Origin of the sequence: Pseudoalteromonas sp. CST2 (assembly GCF_028599385.1) — a bacterium.
Classification (GTDB): domain Bacteria; phylum Pseudomonadota; class Gammaproteobacteria; order Enterobacterales; family Alteromonadaceae; genus Pseudoalteromonas; species Pseudoalteromonas atlantica.
Genome location: NZ_JAQREO010000018.1, coordinates 51,438 through 73,974 on the forward strand (window position 1 = coordinate 51,438; position 22,537 = coordinate 73,974).

18 protein-coding genes and 1 pseudogene are annotated in these 22,537 nt (G+C 41.1%); 7 read left to right on the forward strand and 12 right to left on the reverse strand.

Annotated features, from left to right (window positions below):
- Window positions 1-95: 95 nt before the first annotated feature.
- Entirely contained in the window at window positions 96-629 is a 534-nt protein-coding gene (gene yjgA / locus PSH41_RS18175) for a ribosome biogenesis factor YjgA (RefSeq protein ID WP_004589315.1), read from the forward strand.
- Between the two features lie 112 nt (window positions 630-741).
- Window positions 742-2,115, forward strand: coding sequence for an oxygen-independent coproporphyrinogen III oxidase (gene hemN, locus PSH41_RS18180; RefSeq protein ID WP_273589788.1), 1,374 nt, complete (start codon window positions 742-744; stop codon window positions 2,113-2,115).
- 107 nt (window positions 2,116-2,222) lie between these two features.
- On the opposite strand, the gene PSH41_RS18185 is transcribed toward hemN, so the two are convergent.
- The 3 genes from PSH41_RS18185 to PSH41_RS18195 form a co-directional block, all read right to left on the reverse strand.
- On the reverse strand, window positions 2,223-2,738 hold the full coding sequence (locus PSH41_RS18185; RefSeq protein WP_004589313.1) for a DUF2489 domain-containing protein: 516 nt from the start codon (window positions 2,736-2,738) through the stop codon (window positions 2,223-2,225).
- 12 nt (window positions 2,739-2,750) lie between these two features.
- Window positions 2,751-3,350, reverse strand: coding sequence for a Der GTPase-activating protein YihI (gene yihI, locus PSH41_RS18190; protein WP_004589312.1), 600 nt, complete (start codon window positions 3,348-3,350; stop codon window positions 2,751-2,753).
- Window positions 3,351-4,091: 741 nt separating this feature from the next.
- Window positions 4,092-4,724: a c-type cytochrome gene (locus tag PSH41_RS18195; protein ID WP_004589311.1), complete on the reverse strand. Its 633-nt coding sequence runs from the start codon at window positions 4,722-4,724 to the stop codon at window positions 4,092-4,094.
- 280 nt (window positions 4,725-5,004) lie between these two features.
- Here PSH41_RS18195 and yihA point away from each other — a divergent pair, with 280 nt between their 5' ends.
- Window positions 5,005-5,664, forward strand: a complete 660-nt coding sequence (gene yihA, locus PSH41_RS18200) for a ribosome biogenesis GTP-binding protein YihA/YsxC (RefSeq protein ID WP_004589310.1) — start codon at window positions 5,005-5,007, stop codon at window positions 5,662-5,664.
- A 10-nt stretch (window positions 5,665-5,674) separates the two neighbouring features.
- Here yihA and PSH41_RS18205 read toward each other — a convergent pair whose 3' ends face one another.
- The 3 genes from PSH41_RS18205 to polA all read right to left on the reverse strand — a co-directional run bounded on the left by PSH41_RS18205 (window position 5,675) and on the right by polA (window position 10,216).
- Window positions 5,675-6,193 (reverse strand): DUF1285 domain-containing protein, encoded by a 519-nt coding sequence (locus tag PSH41_RS18205; protein ID WP_273589787.1) that lies wholly within the window; start codon window positions 6,191-6,193, stop codon window positions 5,675-5,677.
- Entirely contained in the window at window positions 6,190-6,777 is a 588-nt protein-coding gene (locus tag PSH41_RS18210; RefSeq protein ID WP_064386286.1) for a YceI family protein, read from the reverse strand. The genes PSH41_RS18205 and PSH41_RS18210 overlap by 4 nt, the downstream gene beginning before the upstream one ends.
- 709 nt (window positions 6,778-7,486) lie before the next feature.
- On the reverse strand, window positions 7,487-10,216 hold the full coding sequence (gene polA, locus PSH41_RS18215) for a DNA polymerase I (protein ID WP_029773397.1): 2,730 nt from the start codon (window positions 10,214-10,216) through the stop codon (window positions 7,487-7,489).
- 524 nt (window positions 10,217-10,740) lie between these two features.
- Here polA and elbB point away from each other — a divergent pair.
- From elbB to PSH41_RS18230, 3 genes are all read left to right on the forward strand, one after another.
- The gene (elbB, locus tag PSH41_RS18220) at window positions 10,741-11,388 is read left to right on the forward strand and encodes an isoprenoid biosynthesis glyoxalase ElbB (RefSeq protein ID WP_273589786.1); all 648 of its coding nucleotides are present in this window, start codon (window positions 10,741-10,743) and stop codon (window positions 11,386-11,388) included.
- A gap of 203 nt (window positions 11,389-11,591) precedes the next feature.
- Window positions 11,592-11,987, forward strand: coding sequence for a c-type cytochrome (locus tag PSH41_RS18225; RefSeq protein ID WP_004589305.1), 396 nt, complete (start codon window positions 11,592-11,594; stop codon window positions 11,985-11,987).
- 163 nt (window positions 11,988-12,150) lie between these two features.
- A complete protein-coding gene (locus PSH41_RS18230; RefSeq protein WP_273589785.1) occupies window positions 12,151-14,718 on the forward strand; it encodes a diguanylate cyclase domain-containing protein in 2,568 nt (855 codons plus the stop codon).
- On the opposite strand, the gene rep is transcribed toward PSH41_RS18230, so the two are convergent.
- On the reverse strand, window positions 14,711-16,729 hold the full coding sequence (rep, locus tag PSH41_RS18235; RefSeq protein WP_004589303.1) for a DNA helicase Rep: 2,019 nt from the start codon (window positions 16,727-16,729) through the stop codon (window positions 14,711-14,713). The two genes, PSH41_RS18230 and rep, sit on opposite strands and share 8 nt — an antisense overlap.
- A 161-nt stretch (window positions 16,730-16,890) precedes the next feature.
- Here rep and ubiK point away from each other — a divergent pair, with 161 nt between their 5' ends.
- On the forward strand, window positions 16,891-17,154 hold the full coding sequence (gene ubiK, locus PSH41_RS18240) for a ubiquinone biosynthesis accessory factor UbiK (protein WP_004589302.1): 264 nt from the start codon (window positions 16,891-16,893) through the stop codon (window positions 17,152-17,154).
- A gap of 80 nt (window positions 17,155-17,234) precedes the next feature.
- Here the strand turns inward: ubiK and PSH41_RS18245 are convergent.
- From PSH41_RS18245 to ilvA, 5 genes and pseudogenes are all read right to left on the reverse strand, one after another.
- Window positions 17,235-17,882, reverse strand: a pseudogene (locus PSH41_RS18245) (NAD(P)H-binding protein).
- Between the two features lie 8 nt (window positions 17,883-17,890).
- The gene (gene can, locus PSH41_RS18250) at window positions 17,891-18,550 is read right to left on the reverse strand and encodes a carbonate dehydratase (RefSeq protein ID WP_024032154.1); all 660 of its coding nucleotides are present in this window, start codon (window positions 18,548-18,550) and stop codon (window positions 17,891-17,893) included.
- Between the two features lie 64 nt (window positions 18,551-18,614).
- Window positions 18,615-19,790, reverse strand: a complete 1,176-nt coding sequence (locus PSH41_RS18255) for a methyltransferase (RefSeq protein WP_273589784.1) — start codon at window positions 19,788-19,790, stop codon at window positions 18,615-18,617.
- 62 nt (window positions 19,791-19,852) lie between these two features.
- Window positions 19,853-20,839 carry an ABC transporter substrate-binding protein gene (locus PSH41_RS18260; protein ID WP_273589783.1) on the reverse strand — a complete coding sequence of 329 codons (987 nt, stop codon included), beginning with the start codon at window positions 20,837-20,839 and terminating at the stop codon, window positions 19,853-19,855.
- A 144-nt stretch (window positions 20,840-20,983) separates the two neighbouring features.
- Entirely contained in the window at window positions 20,984-22,537 is a 1,554-nt protein-coding gene (ilvA, locus tag PSH41_RS18265; RefSeq protein ID WP_273589782.1) for a threonine ammonia-lyase, biosynthetic, read from the reverse strand.

A 22,537-nucleotide genomic window follows, 5' to 3' on the forward strand; every position in this document is an offset into this window, starting at 1 on the left:
AAATGCTAACACACTCACTGCACCACATCAGCTAATATTAATCACTAAAAGAATCGCGTATAATGGCAAAAGTTATTTTTACTTAAGAGCACCCCATGGCGAAGAAAAAAGGCAAGCCTGCTGAAATTGAAGAAGAAATTATTTACGTATCAAAAAGTGAACTAAAGCGCGACGCGCAAGAGTTTCATCAGTTAGGTTCTGAAATTGCTAAAATGGGGAAAAAGCAACGCGAACGCTTACCACTCAATGACGATTTGAAAGCAGCCATGGTAGTTGCTGATAAAATCAGTAATAAAAGCGATGCGTACCGCCGCCACTTAAATTACATTGCTAAAACGCTACGCACAGTAGAAAACGTTGAAGAAATTAAAGCCATTATTGATGTAATGCTTAATAAAAATAACCAAGCTGAGGTTTTAATTAAAAAAATTGAGCAATTACGTACCGACTTAATTGAGCAAGGCGATGATTTAATTAACGAAACTATTGAGCAATACCCGACCCTAGAGCGCCAAAAAATGCGCCAATTGGTACGCAACGCCGCTAAAGAAGTTAAAGCTGAAAAGCCAGGCAAGGGCTATAAAGAATTGTTTCAATACTTAAAAGATGCCCACAACATAACGTATTAGCAAAAAATACTATTTTAAAAAGGTGCTTAGGCACCTTTTTTGTTGTAGATCAAAACCCCTCCCTTAAAAGCTTTTTATACTCAACACCTCATTAATACATAAGGTGCGCGTGATGATAAAGCTTCCAAAATGGGATCAAACTCTTATAAATAAGTATAACGTGTCAGGGCCGCGCTATACCTCCTACCCTACCGCTTTATCTTTAAGCGAGGGGTATCAGCAACAAGACCTTGTTAGCGCTATAAAATCATCATCTAGTCGCTCACTTTCTTTGTATATTCATATCCCATTTTGCAGTGAGCTTTGCTACTACTGCGGATGTAACAAGGTGATCACACGCCATCAGTCTAAAGCCGATGTATATTTAGATTATTTAACAAAAGAAATAGCAGCGCATGCACCTTTATTTAAACACTACACAGTGGAGCAATTGCATTTAGGGGGTGGTACGCCAACCTTTTTAACTGTAAAGCAAATGACGCGCTTAATTAACTTATTAGAGCAGCACTTTCACTTTACCCGCAACACTGAGCGAGGCATTGAAATAGACCCACGCTCCCTTGCTAAAGATATGCTTATACACTTACGGGTTTTAGGCTTTAACCGCGTATCCTTTGGTATTCAAGATTTTAACGATGAGGTACAACAAGCGGTTAACCGCACACAGCAAGTAGATACCGTTAAAACACTGATAACCCAAGCCCGCGAGCTTGGCTTTAAGTCTATAAATGCAGATATGATTTATGGCCTGCCTAAACAAACACCCCAAAGCTTTGAAAAAACAATAGCGCAATTAATTGCCTTAAGCCCAGACAGAGTCTCTGTATTTAATTACGCGCATCTACCAGAGCGCTTTGCAGCGCAACGTAAAATAAAAGAGGCTGACTTACCCAGTGCCCACGACAAGCTAACCATGTTTAAAAACACCTTGGCGCAAATGACCTTTGCAGGCTATCAGTTTATTGGTATGGATCATTTTGCAAAAGCCGACAACGAACTTGCAGTCGCGCAAAATAAAGGGCAGTTACATCGCAACTTTCAGGGCTATACTACTCACGGTAATTGCGACTTATTAGGTTTAGGGGTCTCGTCTATTTCGCAAATTGGCACGGCCATTTTACAAAACCAAAAAGTGCTTAAGCATTATTATCACGAAATAGAAACGCAAGCCGGCAGTGCTATACATAAAGGAATGCATTTAACGCACGATGATGTAATACGCGCGGAGGCTATTAAATCACTTATTTGCCAGTTTGAATTAGACACACACGCATTTTCGAAAAAGCATTCTATACATTTTAATGAGTATTTTGCGGATGCGCTGTTAGCGCTAAAGCCTTTAATAGACGATGACATGGTGCATATAAACGATAAGGTAATACGCGTCACGCCTCGCGGAAATCTATTTATTCGTATTATATGTATGTGCTTTGATGCTCACTTACAAAAGCAAATAAGTAAAACCCGTTTCTCACGTGTGATTTAATTAGTGCTATACCAATTTGCTTATCACGTTTGAGGTGGTAAAAACGTGTCGATAAGCAGGCATAAAAAAAGCAGACCGGAGTCTGCTTTTTGTATTTTCTATAGGGTTTAATTAAACACGATGTTTTCGCTGCCCGGCGCAGCTTTAAACTCAACAATGATTTTGTCGCAATCGGCTTTAATCTCATCACTAAAGTTTTCTTCAGCTCGCCAACGTGCTGTATCTTGCTTAAAAATCTCTTTTTTAGAGTATTTTTTGCGTGCATCGTGGGTCGGCATTTCTTTCACAACGTTATACATTTTATAAATGCCTGGGTACGCTAGCGTTAAATCTCGCTCATCTTCAAAAGCGTACTGAGACATTAAAACCCAAATCCGTAAACAGCCTTCAGAGTACTCACATTGCTCTTCAGCCATTGCACGAGCAATTAGATGAATGCTATCTGCAAGTTTAGCGTTACGCTTTAAGCGCGACTGCTTAAGCTTTTGCTGTTGCTCTGCTTGCTTTTGCGCAATTAACTTTTTTTGCGCGTTAAGCTTATAGAGCAACTGACCTGCATAAAATGCTAAGCCAGCAATAATAACAGCACCTACAAACAAGGCTACAATCACTGCGGTACTCATTAAGCGCCCTTACTATTTGTCGTCATCATCATCTAGCCACTCATTGGCTAAATCATCTGAAAGGTACTTATCGAAATCTGAGTTACCGTCGCTTTCGAAATTATCTTCAAAATCATCTTCAAACTCGTCTTCGTCTTCATCTTCGATACCTAGTAACTTACAAAGCACTTGGTGGCGAGCAATACGGCTATTAAAGTACTTCGCATCTTTACCCGTCAGCATTTCACCTTGCTCATGGCGCTCAACGAGCTTAAGTAAACGCTCATCGTTTTCAAGCGCTTCTAGCTCTTGCTCAGGCGTAAGCTCTGGCTCTGTAACCTTTTTAAGCTCAACTGTTGGCTTTAAGTTACGCTTCATTTCTACTTGCGGCTGTGGTGCACTAGCCACTAAAGGCACGGCTTTTTTACTGCCGACGCGCTTATCTTTTGGCGCTGAGTTTGCTTTTTTAGTATCGCTATCTAATAGCTCAGGTGCATTACGAGAACCAGGCTTAGCACCCTTTGGTTTTTTAACTCGTTGCTCTTTTAACGCACGCATTTCTTTAAGCTTATCTTGGCTTAAACGAACAGGGCCGTTTGAAGGAATTTTGCGTGATTTTTTCTTTCTACTCATATCTTGATCATCTCACTTAAGAGGTTTTGAGCGAGGCACATAACATGAGCATCGCAGTGCTGGCCTAGCCAGAAGAATTCGATTTGCGCATTAAAGCTTGGGTTGCTCGTTGAATTAGCGCATTAGCTTATTGCTAAACGGTGGGTATTGTAACAGGACAAATAAAAAGGCGGTAGAGAAAACATCTCTACCGCCTACTAATCTGAGCGCCATTATCTGGACACTTCTCCCTTCGACTTTTTTTAGTCTTTATTATTTTTATTATTATCAGTCCGTATTGTTATTATTTTAACCTTCCTTGTTACATTCCATTTTGTTTTTATTATTAAACTTCCTTGAGATTTTATTATTTACGGTCATCCTGACGCTTTCTTGTTATTTCCTTTTGTAGCACCATCAATGTGCTATTCAGTCGTGTCGCGCCATTTTCCTTTAGCATAATCCATATTGTTATTGTTGTTTTGCGACAGTGGTTAATTTACCCGTTAATATTTTTGTTACAACTGGTTTATATAATTTTTCTTACATAGAGCATATATAAAAAACAAAAAATTTATAATAAACATAAATTTAACTGTAAAAATATTTTTAAAATAAGTTATTTCTTACAAAAGAGCATGGCAAATGTCTCACAAACTAAAGGGTGATATCGTTAAAATGTGGACACAAAAAAAGCAGCGCAAGCTGCTTTTTAATCATATTACATAGTATTACACTAGCTAATACTAAATAAATACGACTTTAGTGTAAGCCACCTAAGTATTGAGATAGTACTTCAATATCTTTATCAGTTAGCTTTTTCGCTATATCTTGCATCATACCGTTATGGTCGTTTTTACGGGTTCCATCACGAAACTTCTCTAGCTGAGCTTTAATGTACTCTGGGTGCTGAAAAGAAATTTTAGGAAACTTAGCAAGAGACGAACCATTGCCTCGCGGACCATGACACGCCGCACAAGCCGGAATACCACGTTCAGCATCGCCTGCTTTGTAAAGCATTTGACCAACTTCAACCACGTCTTTTGGGGTGGCGCCTTCAGTCATGTTCAATGAAGAAAAATAAGCAGATAGGTCTTTCATGTCTTGTTCGCTAAGTGGCATAGCCATCGCGCTCATTACAGGATCCATACGGCCTTCTTTACCGCCTGAAGTCATACCTAATTTTAAATCCTTAAGTTGTTTAAGGATGTAATCTGGGTGCTGGCCTGCAAGTTTAGGGTAAATATTAACCGGTGCATTACCGTCTGGGCCGTGACAAGCCGCACACGTTGCTGATTTTTCTTTACCTGCGTTTACATCGCCATCAAATGCTGTTGCGTTGCTTGCTGACAACGCACCAAGCAATATTGTTAAAGATAGTGCTATTTTTTTCATGGTGAATTCTCTGTTTCCGACCCTGTATCATCTACAATATGGATGTTGTAATTCATGTATTCTACACGATAAAAAATTCTCTGGCACGTTTTCTACTCATATTAAGCTTATAATTTATAGGGTTTTGACCTAGATTAACCTTTAAGCAGCTTTAATAGTGCCATTTATAGAGTTTTTAGGTGTTTAAATACGCTTTTTAATACATCCTTTATAGTATAAAATACGCGCCCTGAGTGAATTTAGCTCAATAAGATTAACTTTTACGTTTTTAGGAGAGCCTGTGCTCAAATCTCGTATCAAATATAATACTGCGTCTTTTGTAACAAGCGCGCCAGACATCACTAAATTACCTGCTGATACGGGAATTGAAGTCGCGTTTGCAGGTCGCTCTAATGCAGGTAAGTCAAGTGCTCTTAATGCACTGACAGATCAAAAACTTGCACGTACCAGTAAAACGCCAGGTCGTACGCAGTTAATCAACACCTTTGAATTAGGTGAAGTAGATGATATGCGCTTAATAGACTTACCCGGTTATGGTTTTGCTAAAGTACCTATTGAAATGAAAAAGAAGTGGCAAAAGTCACTGGGTGAGTACCTACAAAAACGTCAAAGTTTAAAAGGTATTGTTATATTAATGGATATTCGCCACCCATTAAAAGATTTAGACAAAGATCTAATTAACTGGGCTATTGGCAGCGAAATCCCAGTACTGGCGCTTTTAACTAAAGCCGATAAGCTCAAGCAAGGTGCGCGTAAAGCACAAGTACTGCAAGTACGCCGTGAATTAAGTGAACTAGACGGTGATATTACTGTACACGCTTTTTCATCACTTAAGGGAACAGGTTTACCGGAAGTCGCTAAAAAGCTAGATGAGTGGTATTTAGGGCCAATTGTGGCTGTTGCACCACCGCAAAGTGATGAAGACAGCTCAGACGCTTAAAAATAAGCACCTACGAAAGATAAAACTTTCCCCCTGCTGATTTTATAAAATAGCCGCGCTCATCAGCGTCGGCTATTTCAGCCCACTGATAAAACACACTTCGTGATACCCGCGCGCTACACCCATAAGGTAATTGCAAATAAGGCACCGCTGCATTTTTATAGTTTTTTATATAAAGAGGCTGCTCAGCACTGATTAACCATTGCCGTGCTAAATTATCTATACAACACATAACCTGCCCTTGCGCTGTGCTTTCAATATGCCAGCTTACGATAACGAAAGGCGCATCTTGCACCTCTATCGCTATTTTTTCGATGGGTGTTTTTAAATAAAACTGCTTACCTTCTTTGCATAAAACACTGGCAAACAGTTTTACCATCGCAGGACGAGTAATTTCGCTGCCATCGTAAAACCACTGCCCATGCTCGTTAATCATAATCGGCAGCTCACCACACTCGGTAGGCTGCCAACTATCAAACGGTTTGCTAGGCTCGCTTAATTGCTTACTAAGCGCCGTTAACGAGATCACTGTTTTTTAAGTGTTAGCGCAAAAGTAACTGGTACGGCTGTAGCAACTCCAGGCAAACCAGCTAATTGCTGTAGCTTTTTAACGCCTTCGGTCACACCAAAGTCTTGGCTATTTACAATCACAGGCGTAAACGACGACACGCTTAAATCGCCATTTTCGGCACTGCTAACAAGTACATTTATTTTTAATGGCTTTTTATTACCATGAAAATCAAGCTGTGCATCAACCTCTTTTAATACATGCTGGCCCGGCTTTTTAATATTACTTAATTGCTTTTTTAAATCCGCGGTTAAAACTGCATGAGGAAACTTAGCCGCTTCAAATACAAATTGAGTTAAACGTTCATTGCGAATAGGGATCAGTGTTTCTGCAGAGGTTAAGTCTATATTTACACTAAAAGCACCACTGTCTGAAAGTGTTCCTTCTAGGTTAGTAAAATGATGTGCCTCAGCAATCGAGTCTTTTTTGATAGAAACAAAACTTAATTGGCTCTTGTCATTGACTAGCTGCCAATCTGCATGAGCGGCATTAGACAAAGCAACACTTGATAACGATAAACCGATAATGGCTAACGTTTTAAACATAACGCACTCCTAAAATAAAATGAGAATAATAGCGCTTTCGATACTATCACCTGAAATAGGGGCAAACCACCTCAAATTAAAGACGGCGCTAAATTACTTAGCCCGTACTGTTATTAAAAAATTAATAACGATATAGCAGCCTATAACTGATGCTTTTTAGGGGCATACCGCAACATCCACGCTAATCATTGCGTGAGATAGCTTTACTTGCCTACGTTTGCTTTATAACTGCTTTATACATATACCCGTTTGAGGGCGCACAAGGTATGGCACAAAAAATAATAAGCATAAATGAGCATAAAGTGTGAATAGTAAAAAAGCGCTTAGCGGTGCTATTTAGCTTTAAAGGGCAATCTAATGAGGAAGAAAAAGCAGCCTGCTTAAAACAAGCAGGCCGATATAGCAAACTGGGGAGAAGCTATCAATTTGTTGCACCTTTTCAGATGCATCATCAACAGGATGTCCTACAGGATGAGGACGCGCGCACTTTAGCAAAAGCGCGCATAAAAATACAATGATATTCCGCCAAAATAGTTCGAATTGACGAACATATAACTATTTAATACAAATAGTTGCTTAAATTAACCTACTTTTAACTAAACTTTGTTTACGCGTAGAAATACTTATATCGATTCGCTTAATTGAGTGAGTTATTTAGAGGTAATAAAAAAGCGCCTTGCAGCGCTTTAAAATATAAGCATGTTTTAGGTTAGTGGGCTTGTTCCCAGTTTTCACCTTCGTCAGCTTCTACAATTAAAGGGACATCTAAGCTAGCCGCTTGCGACATTAGCTCACAAATCTGCTTTGTGTATGCTTGCGCACAATCGGTTTTAATCTCAAACACCAATTCATCGTGTACTTGCATAAGTAACTTAATGGTATTGGGAGCTTGTTGATTAACCCAGCTATGCACGCTCAACATTGCTTTTTTAATAATATCAGCGGCTGTGCCTTGCATTGGTGCATTGATTGCTGCGCGTTCGGCGCCTTTACGGCGAGCTCCATTACGTGCATTAATTTCGGGTAAGTGTAAACGACGCCCAAAAATAGTTTCTACGTACCCGTTCTCGGCCGCTTTTTCGCGGGTTGTTTCCATGTACTCAAGTACCCCAGGGAAACGCTCAAAGTATTTATCTATGTAGTGCTGCGCTTCGTGGCGTGGTACATCAAGCTGACGCGCTAAACCAAAGGCTGACATGCCGTAAATTAACCCAAAGTTTACTGCTTTAGCTTTACGGCGCATATCTGTGGTTACATCCTCTAGCTCAACCCCAAATACCTCAGCAGCGGTTGCACTGTGCACATCTAACCCATTAGCAAAGGCATTTAGTAGCCCTTTGTCTTGCGATAAATGCGCCATAATACGCAGCTCAATTTGACTGTAATCGGCAGCCACAATTTTATAGCCTTGTGCCGCTACAAATGCCTCACGTATACGGCGTCCTTCTTCAGAACGAATAGGGATATTTTGTAAGTTAGGATCGGTAGAACTCAAACGCCCTGTGGCCGTAACAGCTTGATGATAAGAAGTATGCACGCGCTGTGTTTTCTCATTAACCATCAATGGTAATTTATCAGTGTAGGTTGATTTAAGCTTAGATAAACCACGGTGCTCAATAATCACCTTAGGTAATGGGTAGTCATGGGCAAGTTCTTGTAGCACTTCTTCAGCCGTTGAAGGTGCACCTTTAGGTGTTTTTTTAATGACTGGCAGCTCAAGTTTTTCAAATAAAAGTACTTGCAGCTGCTTTGGCGAGCTTAGGTTAAATGGTTCGCCAGCTATCTCAAACGCTTCTTTTTCAAGTTCAAGTAAACGCTCGCCTAAACGTTGGCTGTGCGCCGCCAGCATGTTGCTATCAATTGCTACGCCGGTGCGTTCAATATCAGAAATAACATTCACTAATGGCATTTCTATTGTTTCAAATACTGACTTTAACTTCTCATCAGCTTCTAATTTTGGCCAAAGTACTTGGTGTAAACGCAGTGTAATATCGGCATCTTCTGCTGCATAAGGCGCAGCTTGCTCAAGCTCAATTTGATTAAAGGTAAGCTGCTTTTTCCCTTTGCCGGCTATATCTTCAAAGCTAATGTTTTTATGGCCTAAGTATTTAAGCGCTAATGAATCCATGTCATGGCGAGTGCCCACGCTATTAAATACGTACGACTCAAGCATAGTATCAAACTTAATGCCATTGAGCTCATAGCCTGCATTAGCCAGTACGCTCTTGTCGTATTTTAGGTTTTGCCCTACTTTAGCTTTGTTAGCATCGGCGAGGATTGGCCCAAGCTTTTGCATTACATATTCAAGGCTTAATTGCTCTGGTGCACCCGGGTAGTCGTGTGCAATTGGTAAGTAAGCAGCTTCGCCTGCTTTTACAGCAAAGCTCATACCTACTAACTGCGCTTGCATGTAATCAAGGCTGGTTGTTTCGGTATCAAAGGCAAATAACTCAGCGCTATTTAGCTGCTCAATAAGCGTATCAAATTGTGATTCGGTTAAGATAGTTTCGTAATGAGCATCTTCTACTTTTGGCAGTTCATTTGCCTCAGTAGGGAGCGCTTTTTCTGCATCTTTAGGGTTATCAAGCAGCTCAGCTAACCAGCGGCGGAACTCACACTCACCATACAGTGCAATAAGCTCATCTTTATTTGGCTCTTGTACTTTAAAGGTATCTAGGTCTGACTCTACCTCAACATCACATTTAATGGTGGCAAGTTCATAACTAAGTGGTAAATGATCAAGGGCATTTGCAAGCTTCTCACCAATCTTGCCTTTAATATCGCCGGCATTATCAATTACACCTTGAAGCGATCCATATTTTTGAAGCCATTTAACAGCTGTTTTAGGTCCACAGCCTTCAACACCTGGGATGTTGTCAACCTTATCACCCATTAGCGCTAAATAGTCGATGATTAGCTCAGGACCCACACCAAATTTTTCAACAACGGTTTGAGGATCTGAAATGCTGTCGGTCATGGTATTGATTAGCGTAACATGCTCGTTAACTAGCTGAGCCATGTCTTTATCGCCTGTAGAAACCAATACATGGCGCTTTTGCTCAGTTGCTATTCGCGAAAACGTACCAATAACATCGTCGGCTTCAACCCCTTCAATACTAATTAGCGGAAAGCCCATCGCTTTAATAATACTGTGCAGTGGCGCTATTTGCGTTCGTAAATCGTCAGGCATAGGTGGACGGTTAGCTTTATACTCGCTATACATATCGTTTCTGAACGTTTTGCCTTTGGCATCAAACACCACCACCATGTGGCTCGGATCATATTGTTTGATCAAACTTTTAAGCATGTTTACCACGCCATAAATAGCGCCAGTTGCTTCACCTTTAGAGTTGGTTAAATGCGGTGGAGAATGATAAGCACGAAATAAATATGAAGAGCCATCAACTAAAATTAGCGGGTTTTCGGGGATCTGAGCCATGGTGAATTTGGATCCTAAATACAAAAAAGTAATATTATTACAAGCATGCCATAAGGTTGTGAATAAAACGACAGTGAATTACGCTTAGTAGCCATAATTATTGCGGAGCAACCTGTGGATAACTTTGTAGATAACAGCCACGAGCTATTCCTCCAATGCATAATAAAATGCTTAGAAAAATAAATAACTGCTTGTTTTGTTTAAAAAAGATAATACGAGGTTCTTTTTTTATTATTTTAAAACCAATGTGGAAAAAGGTTTTCTAACTGATACATCCGCTGTTAGTCACTTTAGTTATTTGTATCCATTTAAATAACCGGAGGAGTATTCTAGCATAATGGATCAAAGATCATAGCGATCCTTTATAATTTTTTTTATGAGCGCACAGGCAAAAATGGCATAAACCGCAATACAACTTGCACTGCGAATACTTTTTAAACTAAAAAATTATTTTAGTGTGTGTTTTGGCCCGTGTTAAACTTCATCCAAACGACTTATTTAAAATACTTAAGGAGCACAAAAGCATGAAAAAGATAGCTGTAATATTAGCCGGCTGTGGTGTGTACGATGGCAGTGAAATAAACGAAGCAGTATTAACACTGCTGCACATAGCTAGAAACGGTGCTGCATATCAATGTTTTGCTCCTGATATAGAACAACTTCACACTATTAATCACCTTACAGGTGAAGAAATGCCAAGCAACCGTAATGTACTCACCGAGGCAGCACGCATTGCCCGTGGTGATATAAAATCATTAAGCGAATTAAAGGCATCTGAATTTGATGCGTTAATAGTACCAGGGGGATTTGGCGCCGCTAAAAACTTATGTGATTTTGCCGTTAAAGGCGCTGATGCGCAGATAAACGACCTAGTATTAGAGGCCTGTAAACAATTTGCTAATGCACAAAAAGCCGCTGGCTACATGTGTATTGCGCCGGCTTTAATTCCGTTTATATATCCCAATGCTACTTTAACCATAGGTAATGATGAACAGACCGCAAGCGCTTTAACCCAGCTAGGCTCTACACACGCAGCCTGTGCGGTTGATGATATTGTGATTGATGAGGACAATAAACTCGTTACCACCCCTGCTTATATGCTGGCGCAGTCTATTTTAGATGCCGATGCGGGGATCGAAAAACTGGTTAAAAACGTACTAGCATTAGCTTAAATAGTGATTTACTAAGCCACCGATTATAAATGTTTGTTAACTGAAACATGCAATTTTATTGCGTTAACGCAAAAATTAGTCAGTTTTATTGATAAAAACATCAGTGGGCGTTTTATAAATTGTTACACAAAGGTATAATCGGTTTAATTTCCGTCATCTATAATCGTGATTGATCACGTTCAAATCGAAGTGAGCAAGGCAAAATGAAAAAACTATCAGCTGCAGCATTATTAGTGCTAGCAACCACCGCATACGCACAGCCATATGATAACTCTATGACTGAAGATGCGATTAAAAAACGTTTAGCACCAGTTGGCGCTGTTTATCTTGAAGGCGAGAAAGCTGCTGCAGCCGCAGCTCCTACTGGCCCTCGCTCTGGTGAGCAAGTGTACCAAGGCGCATGTTTTGCCTGTCACGGTACTGGCGCACTAGGTGCACCTAAATCAGCTGATGACTGGGCACCGCGTATCGCTAAAGGTAAAGATGTACTGCTTGATCACGCTATCAACGGTTTTAATGCGATGCCGCCAAAAGGAACATGTATGGATTGTTCTGATGATGAGATTAGCGCAGCTATTGATTTCATGACATCTAAATAACCATAAACCCGATAAGGCTGACTTAAGTTAATTAGGAAAGCCTTTCTGTACCACTTTTAGTGTTTTAATAGCAAGTTTTAGTGTGATAGTCACTTGACGATAGACCTGAACAATGAAATCATATGGCTAATAAACATACAATAATAACTATCGGCTACTATCATTGGAAGATAAACGAACTGAACCGAGTAAATTAGAGCACCAAAATAAGAAACTTAGAGCACTACTTGAAAAGTACAGACAATCCCACCACTTACAAAATGCCCTGATACAACTATCAGAGCAAGCTAGTACTGTGGCTGAATTAATACTTTTATACCCAGCCATCCACGATATTTTACAAAAGTACGTACCCAGTAAAAGCTTCTATGTTGTACTATTAAACGAATATAGCAATTCACTTGAACTATCTTATTTTGCAGATGAGAAAGATGGTATTTCGGTACCGCTTCATCAAGCAAATAGTTTCGATGAAGGTGCAACGGGCTATGTATTTAAGGAAGGTAAAACAACGTATTTTACTAAGCAACAAATGCGAGACGCCGCAGACCGAGGCTTATTCAAAGCGCTGGGCACGCCAGCAGAGCATTGGGTGGGCGTACCAGTTTACCAAGGTGAGCATATTATTGGTGTACTTGCTGCGCAAAGCTATGATACTGAAAAATACTACAGCTCTCAGCAAATTCAGCTTTTAGAGGTCATGTCACTTTATTTAGCCACTGCTATAGAGCGAGTAAAGAAACGTGAACTTCTTGAATCTGAAGTTAAAATTCGTACACGTGCACTTACTCAAAGCAACGAAGCGCTCAACATAGAAGTTGAGCAGCGTAAACGTGCTTCTCAACGACAGCAGATCCTATTTAAGATTTCAGAAATAGCCACACAGGCAAAAAATCTTAATGATGCTTATTTAAAAATTCATCAAATAATTAGAACGATTACATATGCTGATAATCTGTATATCGCTCTTTATAATAAGAAAACTGGGTGGATAGACTTCCCATATTACGCCGACGAATATAGATCAGAGGCAAAGCCTAGGCGTTTTGCAAAAGGGTATAGTGAATTAGTAATTAGTACTGAGCGAACTCAGCTTATTAACCCAAGCAGAGCGAGAGAGTTACTAAAAAAGGGTGTAGTACAACGCTCTACACCTGTACCTAAAGAGCAAATGGCCACCAGCTGGCTAGGTGCGCCGCTTAAAACATCGCAAGGGGTTATCGGCTTAATAGTATGCCAAGCGTATAATAACAATCATATTTTTAGCAACGATGACTGCGAGCTTATTACGTTTGTATCACACCAAATTGCCACGGTTTTACAAACAAAATTAGCCACTCAAGCACTTAAATCTAGCCACCAAGAGTTAGAGTATCGAGTTAACGAAAAAACAAAAGCGCTGCAGCAAGCTAACCTACATTTACAAATGCAAATTGATGAGCGTAAAAAAGTAGAGCAACAGCTTTATCATGATGCGCATCACGACTCATTAACAGGCCTGCCTAACCGCAGCTTGTTTTTAACCCAGCTAGAAAAAACACTGCAGCATTACCATCGTTTTCCTGATCATCACTTTGCTGTGTTATTTATTGATTTAGATAAGTTTAAAGATATAAACGATCAACTAGGTCACCATGCCGGCGATCAATTTTTAATAAGTGTGGCTGATTTATTTTCGCATTGTATTCGCGAACACGATTTACTCGCTCGCCTTGGTGGTGATGAATTTGTAATTTTGCTTACCCACTTAACAGAGCTACAACAAGCAGAAGATGTAGCTGATCGCATTATTAATATAATGAAAAAGCCATTTTGCAGCAAAGGTACCTGCATTCAAAGTGGTGCAAGTATTGGTATAACGTACTCAAATTCAAGTTATCAGCATACCGATGAAATTATTCGCGATGCCGATGCTGCTATGTATTACGCTAAAAATGCAGGGCGCGACCGCTATGAGCTGTTCCACCCACTATTAACACAAACACTAACAAGTGCAGAATCTCCAGCACAGCACCATCTTGATTCACTCCCGATGAGTTTTAGAAGTGCAGATATTATAAACCTTGATGAACAACAGCAATCAGAATCACTATTTGAAGCCTTTGGTGAACACCCTGTATTAGGCTATACCAGTTTTGAAGTACTGAAAAAGTTTGCAACCGATAAAGAGCAGCACCTCCAAGTTGAATTAGAACTATTACAACACGCCTATTCCCATGCCTTAGCGGCAAATGTAGCCATGGTGTTATTGCCATGCTCAGGGCTACTTTTAGAAGCGCTTGAATTTAATTTATTTACTGAGGTATTAAGTAAGCTGCAAGGGCAAAGCCAACTGTGTTTATTGTTTGACGACCAAGAAATACGTTACGCCTGTGCAACTCAGCTAGAAAACCTTAAAAAGCTCTCGCAGCTTGGCTACAGCATTGGCTTAAATAACTTTGCAAAAGACCGCTGTGAGCTAAATGCACTGACCGACATTACCTTCGATTATGTACTACTTAGCTCAACCTTTAGTAAACGCGTACTGCAACAAGAAAGCTTTAACTTGCAATTACAAGGTGTACTGGCAATCACTCAGCTAAAAGGCATAAAAGTTATTGCCAAAGGCCCTTCTATACTCAACTTTAGAGCCTTGCTAGATAAATACGGACTAAACTTATTTGTTGCTAAGCAGCAAGGCTTATCGGAGCCAGTAGCGGCTAATAACAACGCCGCGCAGTCTATTAACTAGGTTTTTTCAGCATCGCCCTTAAGTTAGCGACCCGTGCTTGGCCTTTTTCCATGCGCTCAGCTTGCGAGCTTGGGGCTTTTTTGTTTTCAAACGCTAGGTCATCTTGCGGTAACTCTTGCACAAAGCGGCTTAGCTCTGTTTGTGAGGTTTCGCCAAACTGACGACGTATTTTTGCATACGTTAGTGTCAGCTCTTGCTGGGCCCGTGTGATCCCTACGTATGCTAAACGGCGCTCTTCATCTACGTTTTCTTCGTCAATACTTACTTGGTGTGGCAATAACCCCTCTTCCATCCCAACCATAAATACGTACGGGTATTCTAAGCCTTTAGATGCATGCAAAGTAAGTAACTGTACCGCATCAGACTCATCTTCTTCCTCGTTACGCTCTAGCATATCGCGAAGCGTTAATTTACTGACCACTTCAGGTAAGGTCATCGGTTCGTTATCGGCATCTCCGGTGAGCATATCGGTGATCCAACGATACAGCTCAGAGACGTTTTTCATGCGCATTTCTGCCGCTTTGGCACTTGGCGATGACTCATATAAATACGCTTCGTAGTTAATATTACGTACCAAGTCTTTTACCGCTTCGAGCGTATCGCTACGCACTGCATTATCTGAAAGCTCAACAACCCAACGTGCAAACCCCGAAAGCGCATTTAAGCCACGCCCTTTAAGGCGGTAGCCTAGGTCGTTATCAAAACAGGTGGCAAATAAGCTTTGGTGCTTTTCGTTTGCAAGTGTGCCTAGCTTTTCAAGTGTAACGGTGCCTATTTCACGGCGCGGCGTATTAACAATGCGTAAAAAAGCATTATCGTCGTCTTGGTTAACCAACAAGCGTAAATACGCCATAATATCTTTAATTTCTGAACGCGAAAAAAACGACATTCCGCCACTAATTTTATAGGGAATGCGGTTACTCATTAATGATTTTTCAAAACCGCGCGCCTGGTGATTACCGCGATACAAAATAGCGTAATCTTTATAGCTGGTGCGCTTCATAAATTTATGAGAAATTATTTCAGCAACAACTCGCTCGCACTCATGCTCTTCATCCCTACAGCCAATCACTTTAATCGGCTCACCGTAACCAAGTTCACTAAATAGCTTTTTTTCGATATCGTGCGGGTTATTGGCAATTAAAATATTTGCTGCTTTTAGAATGCGCTGGGCACTGCGGTAGTTTTGCTCAAGCTTTATGAGCCTAAGGCCGGGGTAATCTTTACTTAACAGTACCAAGTTTTGGGGGCGGGCTCCGCGCCATGAATAAATAGATTGGTCATCATCCCCTACCACAGTAAAACGCGCTCGCTCGCCTACTAATAACTTAACAAGCTGGTACTGGCTGGTATTGGTATCTTGATATTCATCCACCAGCAAATACCTAAATCGTTGCTGCCAACGCTCTCGTGAGGTGGCATTACTACTCAGTAATAAGGTGGGGATCATTATTAAATCGTCAAAATCCAGTGCGTTATATGCTCGCAGCTGATTTTGATAACGCGCGTAAAGCTGCGCAAATAACGCCTTTTGCGCATCACGTGCTTCGCGTATGGCTTGCTCTGGCAAGATTAATTCGTTTTTCCAGCTGCCTATTTGCATTTTTAATAGATTAAGTAGGTCTTTGTCTTTTTTAAGCTCGTCTTCGGTTAAATCACCTAACAGCTGGTTAGTATCTTGGTCATCAAACAGCGAAAAACCTTCTTTAAAGCCAAGCGTTTTGAGCTCTTTTTTAATTATTTCAAGCCCTAGGGTATGAAAGGTTGATACCCACAGCCCTTTCGCTTCTTGCTTATTAAGCGTTTGTAATACACGCTCGCGCATCTCTTTGGCCGCTTTATTCGTAAACGTTACCGCAGCAATATTACGTGCTTTGTACTCGCACTTTTGCACCAAATAAGCAATTTTGTTAGTGATTACGCGGGTTTTACCTGAGCCTGCACCCGCGAGTACTAAACACGGACCACTAATATATTTTACTGCTTCATCTTGTTTTGGATTGAGTTTCATAACGACCATGGAGTTTTAAAAGGCAGCTAATTTTACCGTAACCACAGATACAGGCATAGCCATTAGATTAATTAATTCCATTGTGGTGATCATGTATTAAATACCTTAGGTATAAGGTAATATTAGTCATTATCATTTTAGGGCAACAGCAAGGGACGATTATGATCAATCCAGCAAAACTTGAAGAAATTGCTAAGCAAATCACCAACAACATGCCGCAAGGTGTAAAAAACCTAGCAGATACACTGGAAGGTAAAACCAAACAAGTTTTACAAAATAAGCTGGCTGAAATGGACTTTGTTAGCCGCGAAGAATTTGATGTGCAAAGCCAAGTACTTATTCGTACTCGTGAAAAACTCACAGAGCTTGAAGCAAAAGTTGTGTTACTAGAGCAACAACTAAATGCTAAAAATAACGCCGAGTAGCACGTACTACATCTGTATACTCAGCCACAAAAAAAGCAGCTAAGGCTGCTTTTTTGCTTTTAGTTTTAACTAAAAGCCCACTATGTATCAAAAAGTGCCTCTAATACATAGTATTGCAGTGATTGTTGCTGCGCTAAACTTACAGCGCACATTTTTAGTGCCACTTGCTTACCCGTAATGGGTTTATAACGTTTTCAAAAAGGAAGTTGAGTAATAACAGGTAACACAAATGCGCCTATTTGCTCAGCTATTCGTGTATCGTTTCGCTCACCCATTAATAAAGACGGCTGGAATATACTTACTTTTGCAAAGCCCAGCGTTTTTATGTGCTGCTCAAGCTCGCCTTTCATTTTTAAGTAAGGGCTGATGCTGTGCGCATTAGCGCCGCTTGATGACACCAAGCAATAATGGCTCACTGCATTGTTAGCCGCCATTTGCGCCGCAATAAACTGATAATCAAAATCAACTTTACGCTGCGCCGCGGTCGAGCCAGCCTGCTTTTTAGTAGTGCCCAAACACGAAAAAAACACATCCCCTTTAAATAACGCGCAGTAGTTGGTTAAACAATCAAAATCAATAACCTGATTAGTGAGCTTAGTATGTTTAACGTCCAGCTTACGGCGAGTTATAGCAATCACATGGCCAAACGCAGGGCTTTGCAGTAAAAGCGTTAATAGCTCACTCCCCACAACCCCTGTTGCCCCTATGATTATTGCCGTTTTAGTCATTGTTTAAATTACTCGCAACCGGCTTTAGCGAGTACATGTGCAACGGCTTTTTTATACACATCGCCTTCTTCATCGGCGCAGGTTACAACCGATGATAAGTCGTGCAAGTGGCCGTTCTCTAATCCATATACCCAACCATGAATCGTGAGCTCTTGGCCTTTATCCCATGCATCTTGAACTATGTTTGTCCTACACACGTTGCGTACTTGCTCAATAACGTTTAGCTCAATTAAACGACTTAAACGCTGTTGCTCATCCATTGCATTAAGCTGCTCTAAGTGTTTTTCTTTTACATCGCCAACATGGCGTAACCAATTATCAATAAAACCAAATTTGGCGTTATTTAATACCGCTTGTACACCGCCACAGCCATAGTGGCCAACCACCATAATATGTTTTACTTTAAGCACCTCTACCGCGTATTGCATTACCGATAAACAGTTATGGTCAGTATGTACCACCACATTAGCTACATTACGGTGTACAAATAATTCACCCGGCAGTAAATCAACAATTTGGTTGGCAGGAACACGGGAGTCTGAGCAGCCAATCCACAAGTACTCTGGGTTTTGTTGCATTGATAATATTTTAAAAAACTCAGGGTTGGCTTCGGTTGTACGTGCAGCCCAACGTTTGTTGTTTTCGAATAAATTTTTTAGCTTTCTCATTGCATCTCTTATTTAGGACGGGATAGAAATTACACCCCAGAAAAGACAAATAATGAGCGCCTTTTTAGTTGGTGTTTGCAAGAATTAAAATATTGCGAGGAGTTAATTGTTTCTCACAAAAGGTGGTAACTGAAACGTGATAACCTTGCTGTTGCAAATATAAAGCACGATCGAGCACAAGCCAAACTTCTATTGCTCTTCTAAACACATGTCGAACCAGTTCGATTCGCTCTGTTACTTTTTTACGCGCCTTACCAATTAACAAAAACTTATCGTAATCAGTATCTTGAGGGATACTTATAGACTTTTTATCCCCCGCCCAAGCGCAAAACTGTGCAAACGTATCAGAAAACACGGCTTTGTTAACTGAAGGCACACTCACGTAATATTGTTCATGAGTGAGTGACTTTCGAAGTGCGTCAAACCCTAAGCGCCATTCCACCTCAGTTTTTCGTATTTTAGCTACACGTGAAGGGGCTGTAACTGTTTCTTGCAGCGCCAATTTTAAATCGCGGTGCGTTAAATTAAGCTTACTAGCAAGGGCAAGCTCACTCATTGCCTGATAACGACTATCGGTAAATAAGTGATAACAGCACGGCGAAAAACTAATACGTTTTACCCTAGCGGCGCTGGCGTGTTGCATAAATGTTTGGTGCAGTGCGCCACATGCATGCAGTGCAACCGCATGTGTGTCGGTATTAAAAAAATGGCGTGTTTCATCTTCAAGCACATTAGCTTGGCTAAATTTCATCGCTAAACCTTGCTTGCGTGCACTGTGCTCTCCTTGCTCGCAAAGATGCCCTTGTAGCTCAACACTGTGTACGCTTTGCGCGCCGTTATAAGCAAGCATTCGGCCTAAATGCCCTTTACCTGCGCACCATTCAAGTACAGGCTGTGTATTACTCGTTAATGCTGAAACAAAGTCTTGCAGTTGCTCAAACTTACGCCCTTTAATACCGTTACTTATCCAAAACGGGTATTCACTACGTTGCTGCTGGCTTTTTGGTAAATTACACAGCTCAGGTAGCTGCTCTACCCCGGCGATAAATGGGCTAAAAAATTGATAAAGCTGTTGCTGATCGTTATCAAGCCTTGCGACATCTGCATCTGATAAGTTATTTAACGCCGCTTGTAGCTCAGGCCACGGTAATTCATCAAAATCAAATGCTGTACATTGCCAATATTCGCGGGTATTCATTAGCACTGCATCGAGTGCTGCAAACTGCTCAGCTAGGTTCATAACAACTTAAAATAGTAAAAAGACGTTTAATTATACCAGTTGCGCAGAGCAGCATTAAGCGGTTATTTTTTTCCAAGTATTAAACGTAAATAAAGGGGGATCGAAATAATACTCACAATAAAGGCGGCTATTAGCATCCACGACAGTTGTAATCGCTCTGGCTCTTGGTATTTATAAACAAACCCAGCTTTGTGCTCGTCAAATTGCGTTTGCTTAATGCCATAGTAATCTGCAATTAAGCGCCACTTGGCCATCGACATATTCCCTAAATGGGTCGTAGGCGGCATTATGTAGTCTTTCAATACTTCGGCTTCATAAGCTAGCTGATGAAAACTTTTGTTTGGCGCATACACTTGCTGAGTAATTGCAATGGCTTCATCCATATTCATCATCGCATAGCGCCAACCTTTTAAGCTCGCCTGGTAAAACTTTTCGACCGTTTGCGGGTGCTTTTTAAGCATTGATTCGCTGGTAAATAACACATCACCATACACATCCATACCATAGCGCTGTGGGCATATAAGGCGGTGCGATACCCCTTGCTGAGTCATAAAGTAAGGCTGAGTGGTGACATACACTTGCATTGCATCAAGTTTGTTTTCTTGCCACGCTTGTAGCGCAGGCTCATCGCCTTCGTATACCTCTAAGGTAGCAATATCAATACCGCTGCGTTTAAGCATAACTAGCAGCTCAGTACTGTCTTTTTTACTCACTTCGGTAATATGTTTAGCGGTAAAATCGCGAGGGTGAAAAATATCAGAGCTGTCTTTTACCATCCAACAGTACGGGGAAAACTGTAAAATAGCCGCCATTGCTACAAACGGTTGGCCGTTTACTCTTTGTTGTAAAATACCCGAATGCGCTACGCCAAATTGGGCTTCTCCACTTGCTACAGGCGTGAAAGTGTCAGGCATTTTAGGATTGGCTTCGCGTATGGTTACATCAAGTCCGGCGTCTTTGTAGTAGCCTTTTTGCTGAGCCATATAATAGCCGGCGAACTGAAACTGGTGGGTCCATTTTAGTTGTAAAGTGACTGATTCTTGAGCCATTAGTTGGCTGCAAAAAAGCAAAATTACAAATATTAATCCTTTAATAAGCAACTGGGTGTTCCAAATAGTAGTCATTAGCTGTAACTATATTTAAAACACACGATAAAGCAAGCATGCAAACGTGCATACTTGCTTATAAAAACCCTAAGCTGAAGCTAAATTGTCAACGCTTGAGCTTTGTGGCTGAGAGGTTAAAAACTGCGTAAAACACGGGTTATGTGTTTCATCTTGTACACTGTAACCTAAGCGGTTTAAGTGCTCGTTAAACATATCAAATTGGCTTGGCTCAATAGCAAAGCCCGCCAGTACATTTCCGATAGACCCCCCATGATTGCGATAATGAAATAAAGTAATATTCCAATTGCTACCTAAGGTATCTAAAAAGCGCGCAAGGGCTCCTGGGTATTCCGGAAATTCAAACCGTAATAACCTTTCGTGTAACTGCTCCGGTGCTTTGCCACCTACCATATAACGTACGTGTAATTTAGCGAGTTCGTTATCTGATAAATCGCAAAATTGGTAGTCGTTGTTAGTTAGGTCTTGTTTTAGCTCGTTGAGTTCTTGCTCACCCTGGCGCAGGGCAATACCTACAAATATTTGCGCTTCACCTGGGCCTGCATAACGATAGTTAAACTCAGTAATAGCCCGACCACCTAAAGAGGTGCAAAACTGCTTAAAGCTGCCTTTTTCTTCTTTAATGGTCACCGCGAGTAGCGCTTCGTTTTTTTCACCTAGCGCAGTACGCTCAGCCACATAACGTAAGCGATCAAAGTTTAAGTTAGCACCCGAAAGCACCGCTGCTAAATGCAGCCCTTTTAAGCCCGATTGCTGGCTCCACTTTTTAAGCCCTGCAGTTGCAAGGGCACCTGAGGGCTCTGAAATCGCGCGAGTAGAGACAAAAATATCTTGCATGGCGGCACAAATTTCATCGCCACTGACAGTTACAACTTCATCGCAAAATTTTTGCGCTAAGCGAAATGTTTCACTGCCAATAATTTTAACCGCTACGCCATCGGCAAAACTGCCAACACGGTCGAGCTCAACAGGCTCACCCGCTTTAAGCGCGGCTTGTAAACATGCACTTTCGTCAGCTTCTACGCCAATAACTTTTATATCGGGGCGTAATGATTTGATATAAACCGCCATACCAGCAAGTAAGCCACCACCGCCAACAGGGATAAATACCGCATCAAGCTCGTTGAGTTGCTGCATAAGCTCGCGAGCCACTGTGCCTTGCCCCACAATTACATCAGGGTCATCAAAAGGCGGTACAAATACGCCATTGCGTTGCTCTGTTAGTTCAAGTGCATGTGCTTTTGCAGCATCAAAATGATGGCCATGTAAAACCACTTCACCGCCCAGCGCACGTACCGCACTTACTTTTATTTCAGGCGTGGTAACTGGCATAACAATAGTGGCTTTATGGCCAAGGTGTGAAGCACTAAGCGCCACACCTTGTGCATGGTTACCCGCAGATGCCGTAATAACAACAGACCCTTTTGGTAACTTGTTTAATTTATTATAAGCACCGCGTAACTTAAACGAATACACGGGCTGTTGATCTTCACGCTTTAACCAAACATGGTTGCCTAATTTATCACTGAGGTCGCGCATTTCGCTGACCTCAGTCACTTTAGCTAGCGGTTCCATATTGGCCTGAATAATAGCGCGAAAATAATCGAGCTCTTGAGAAACCAT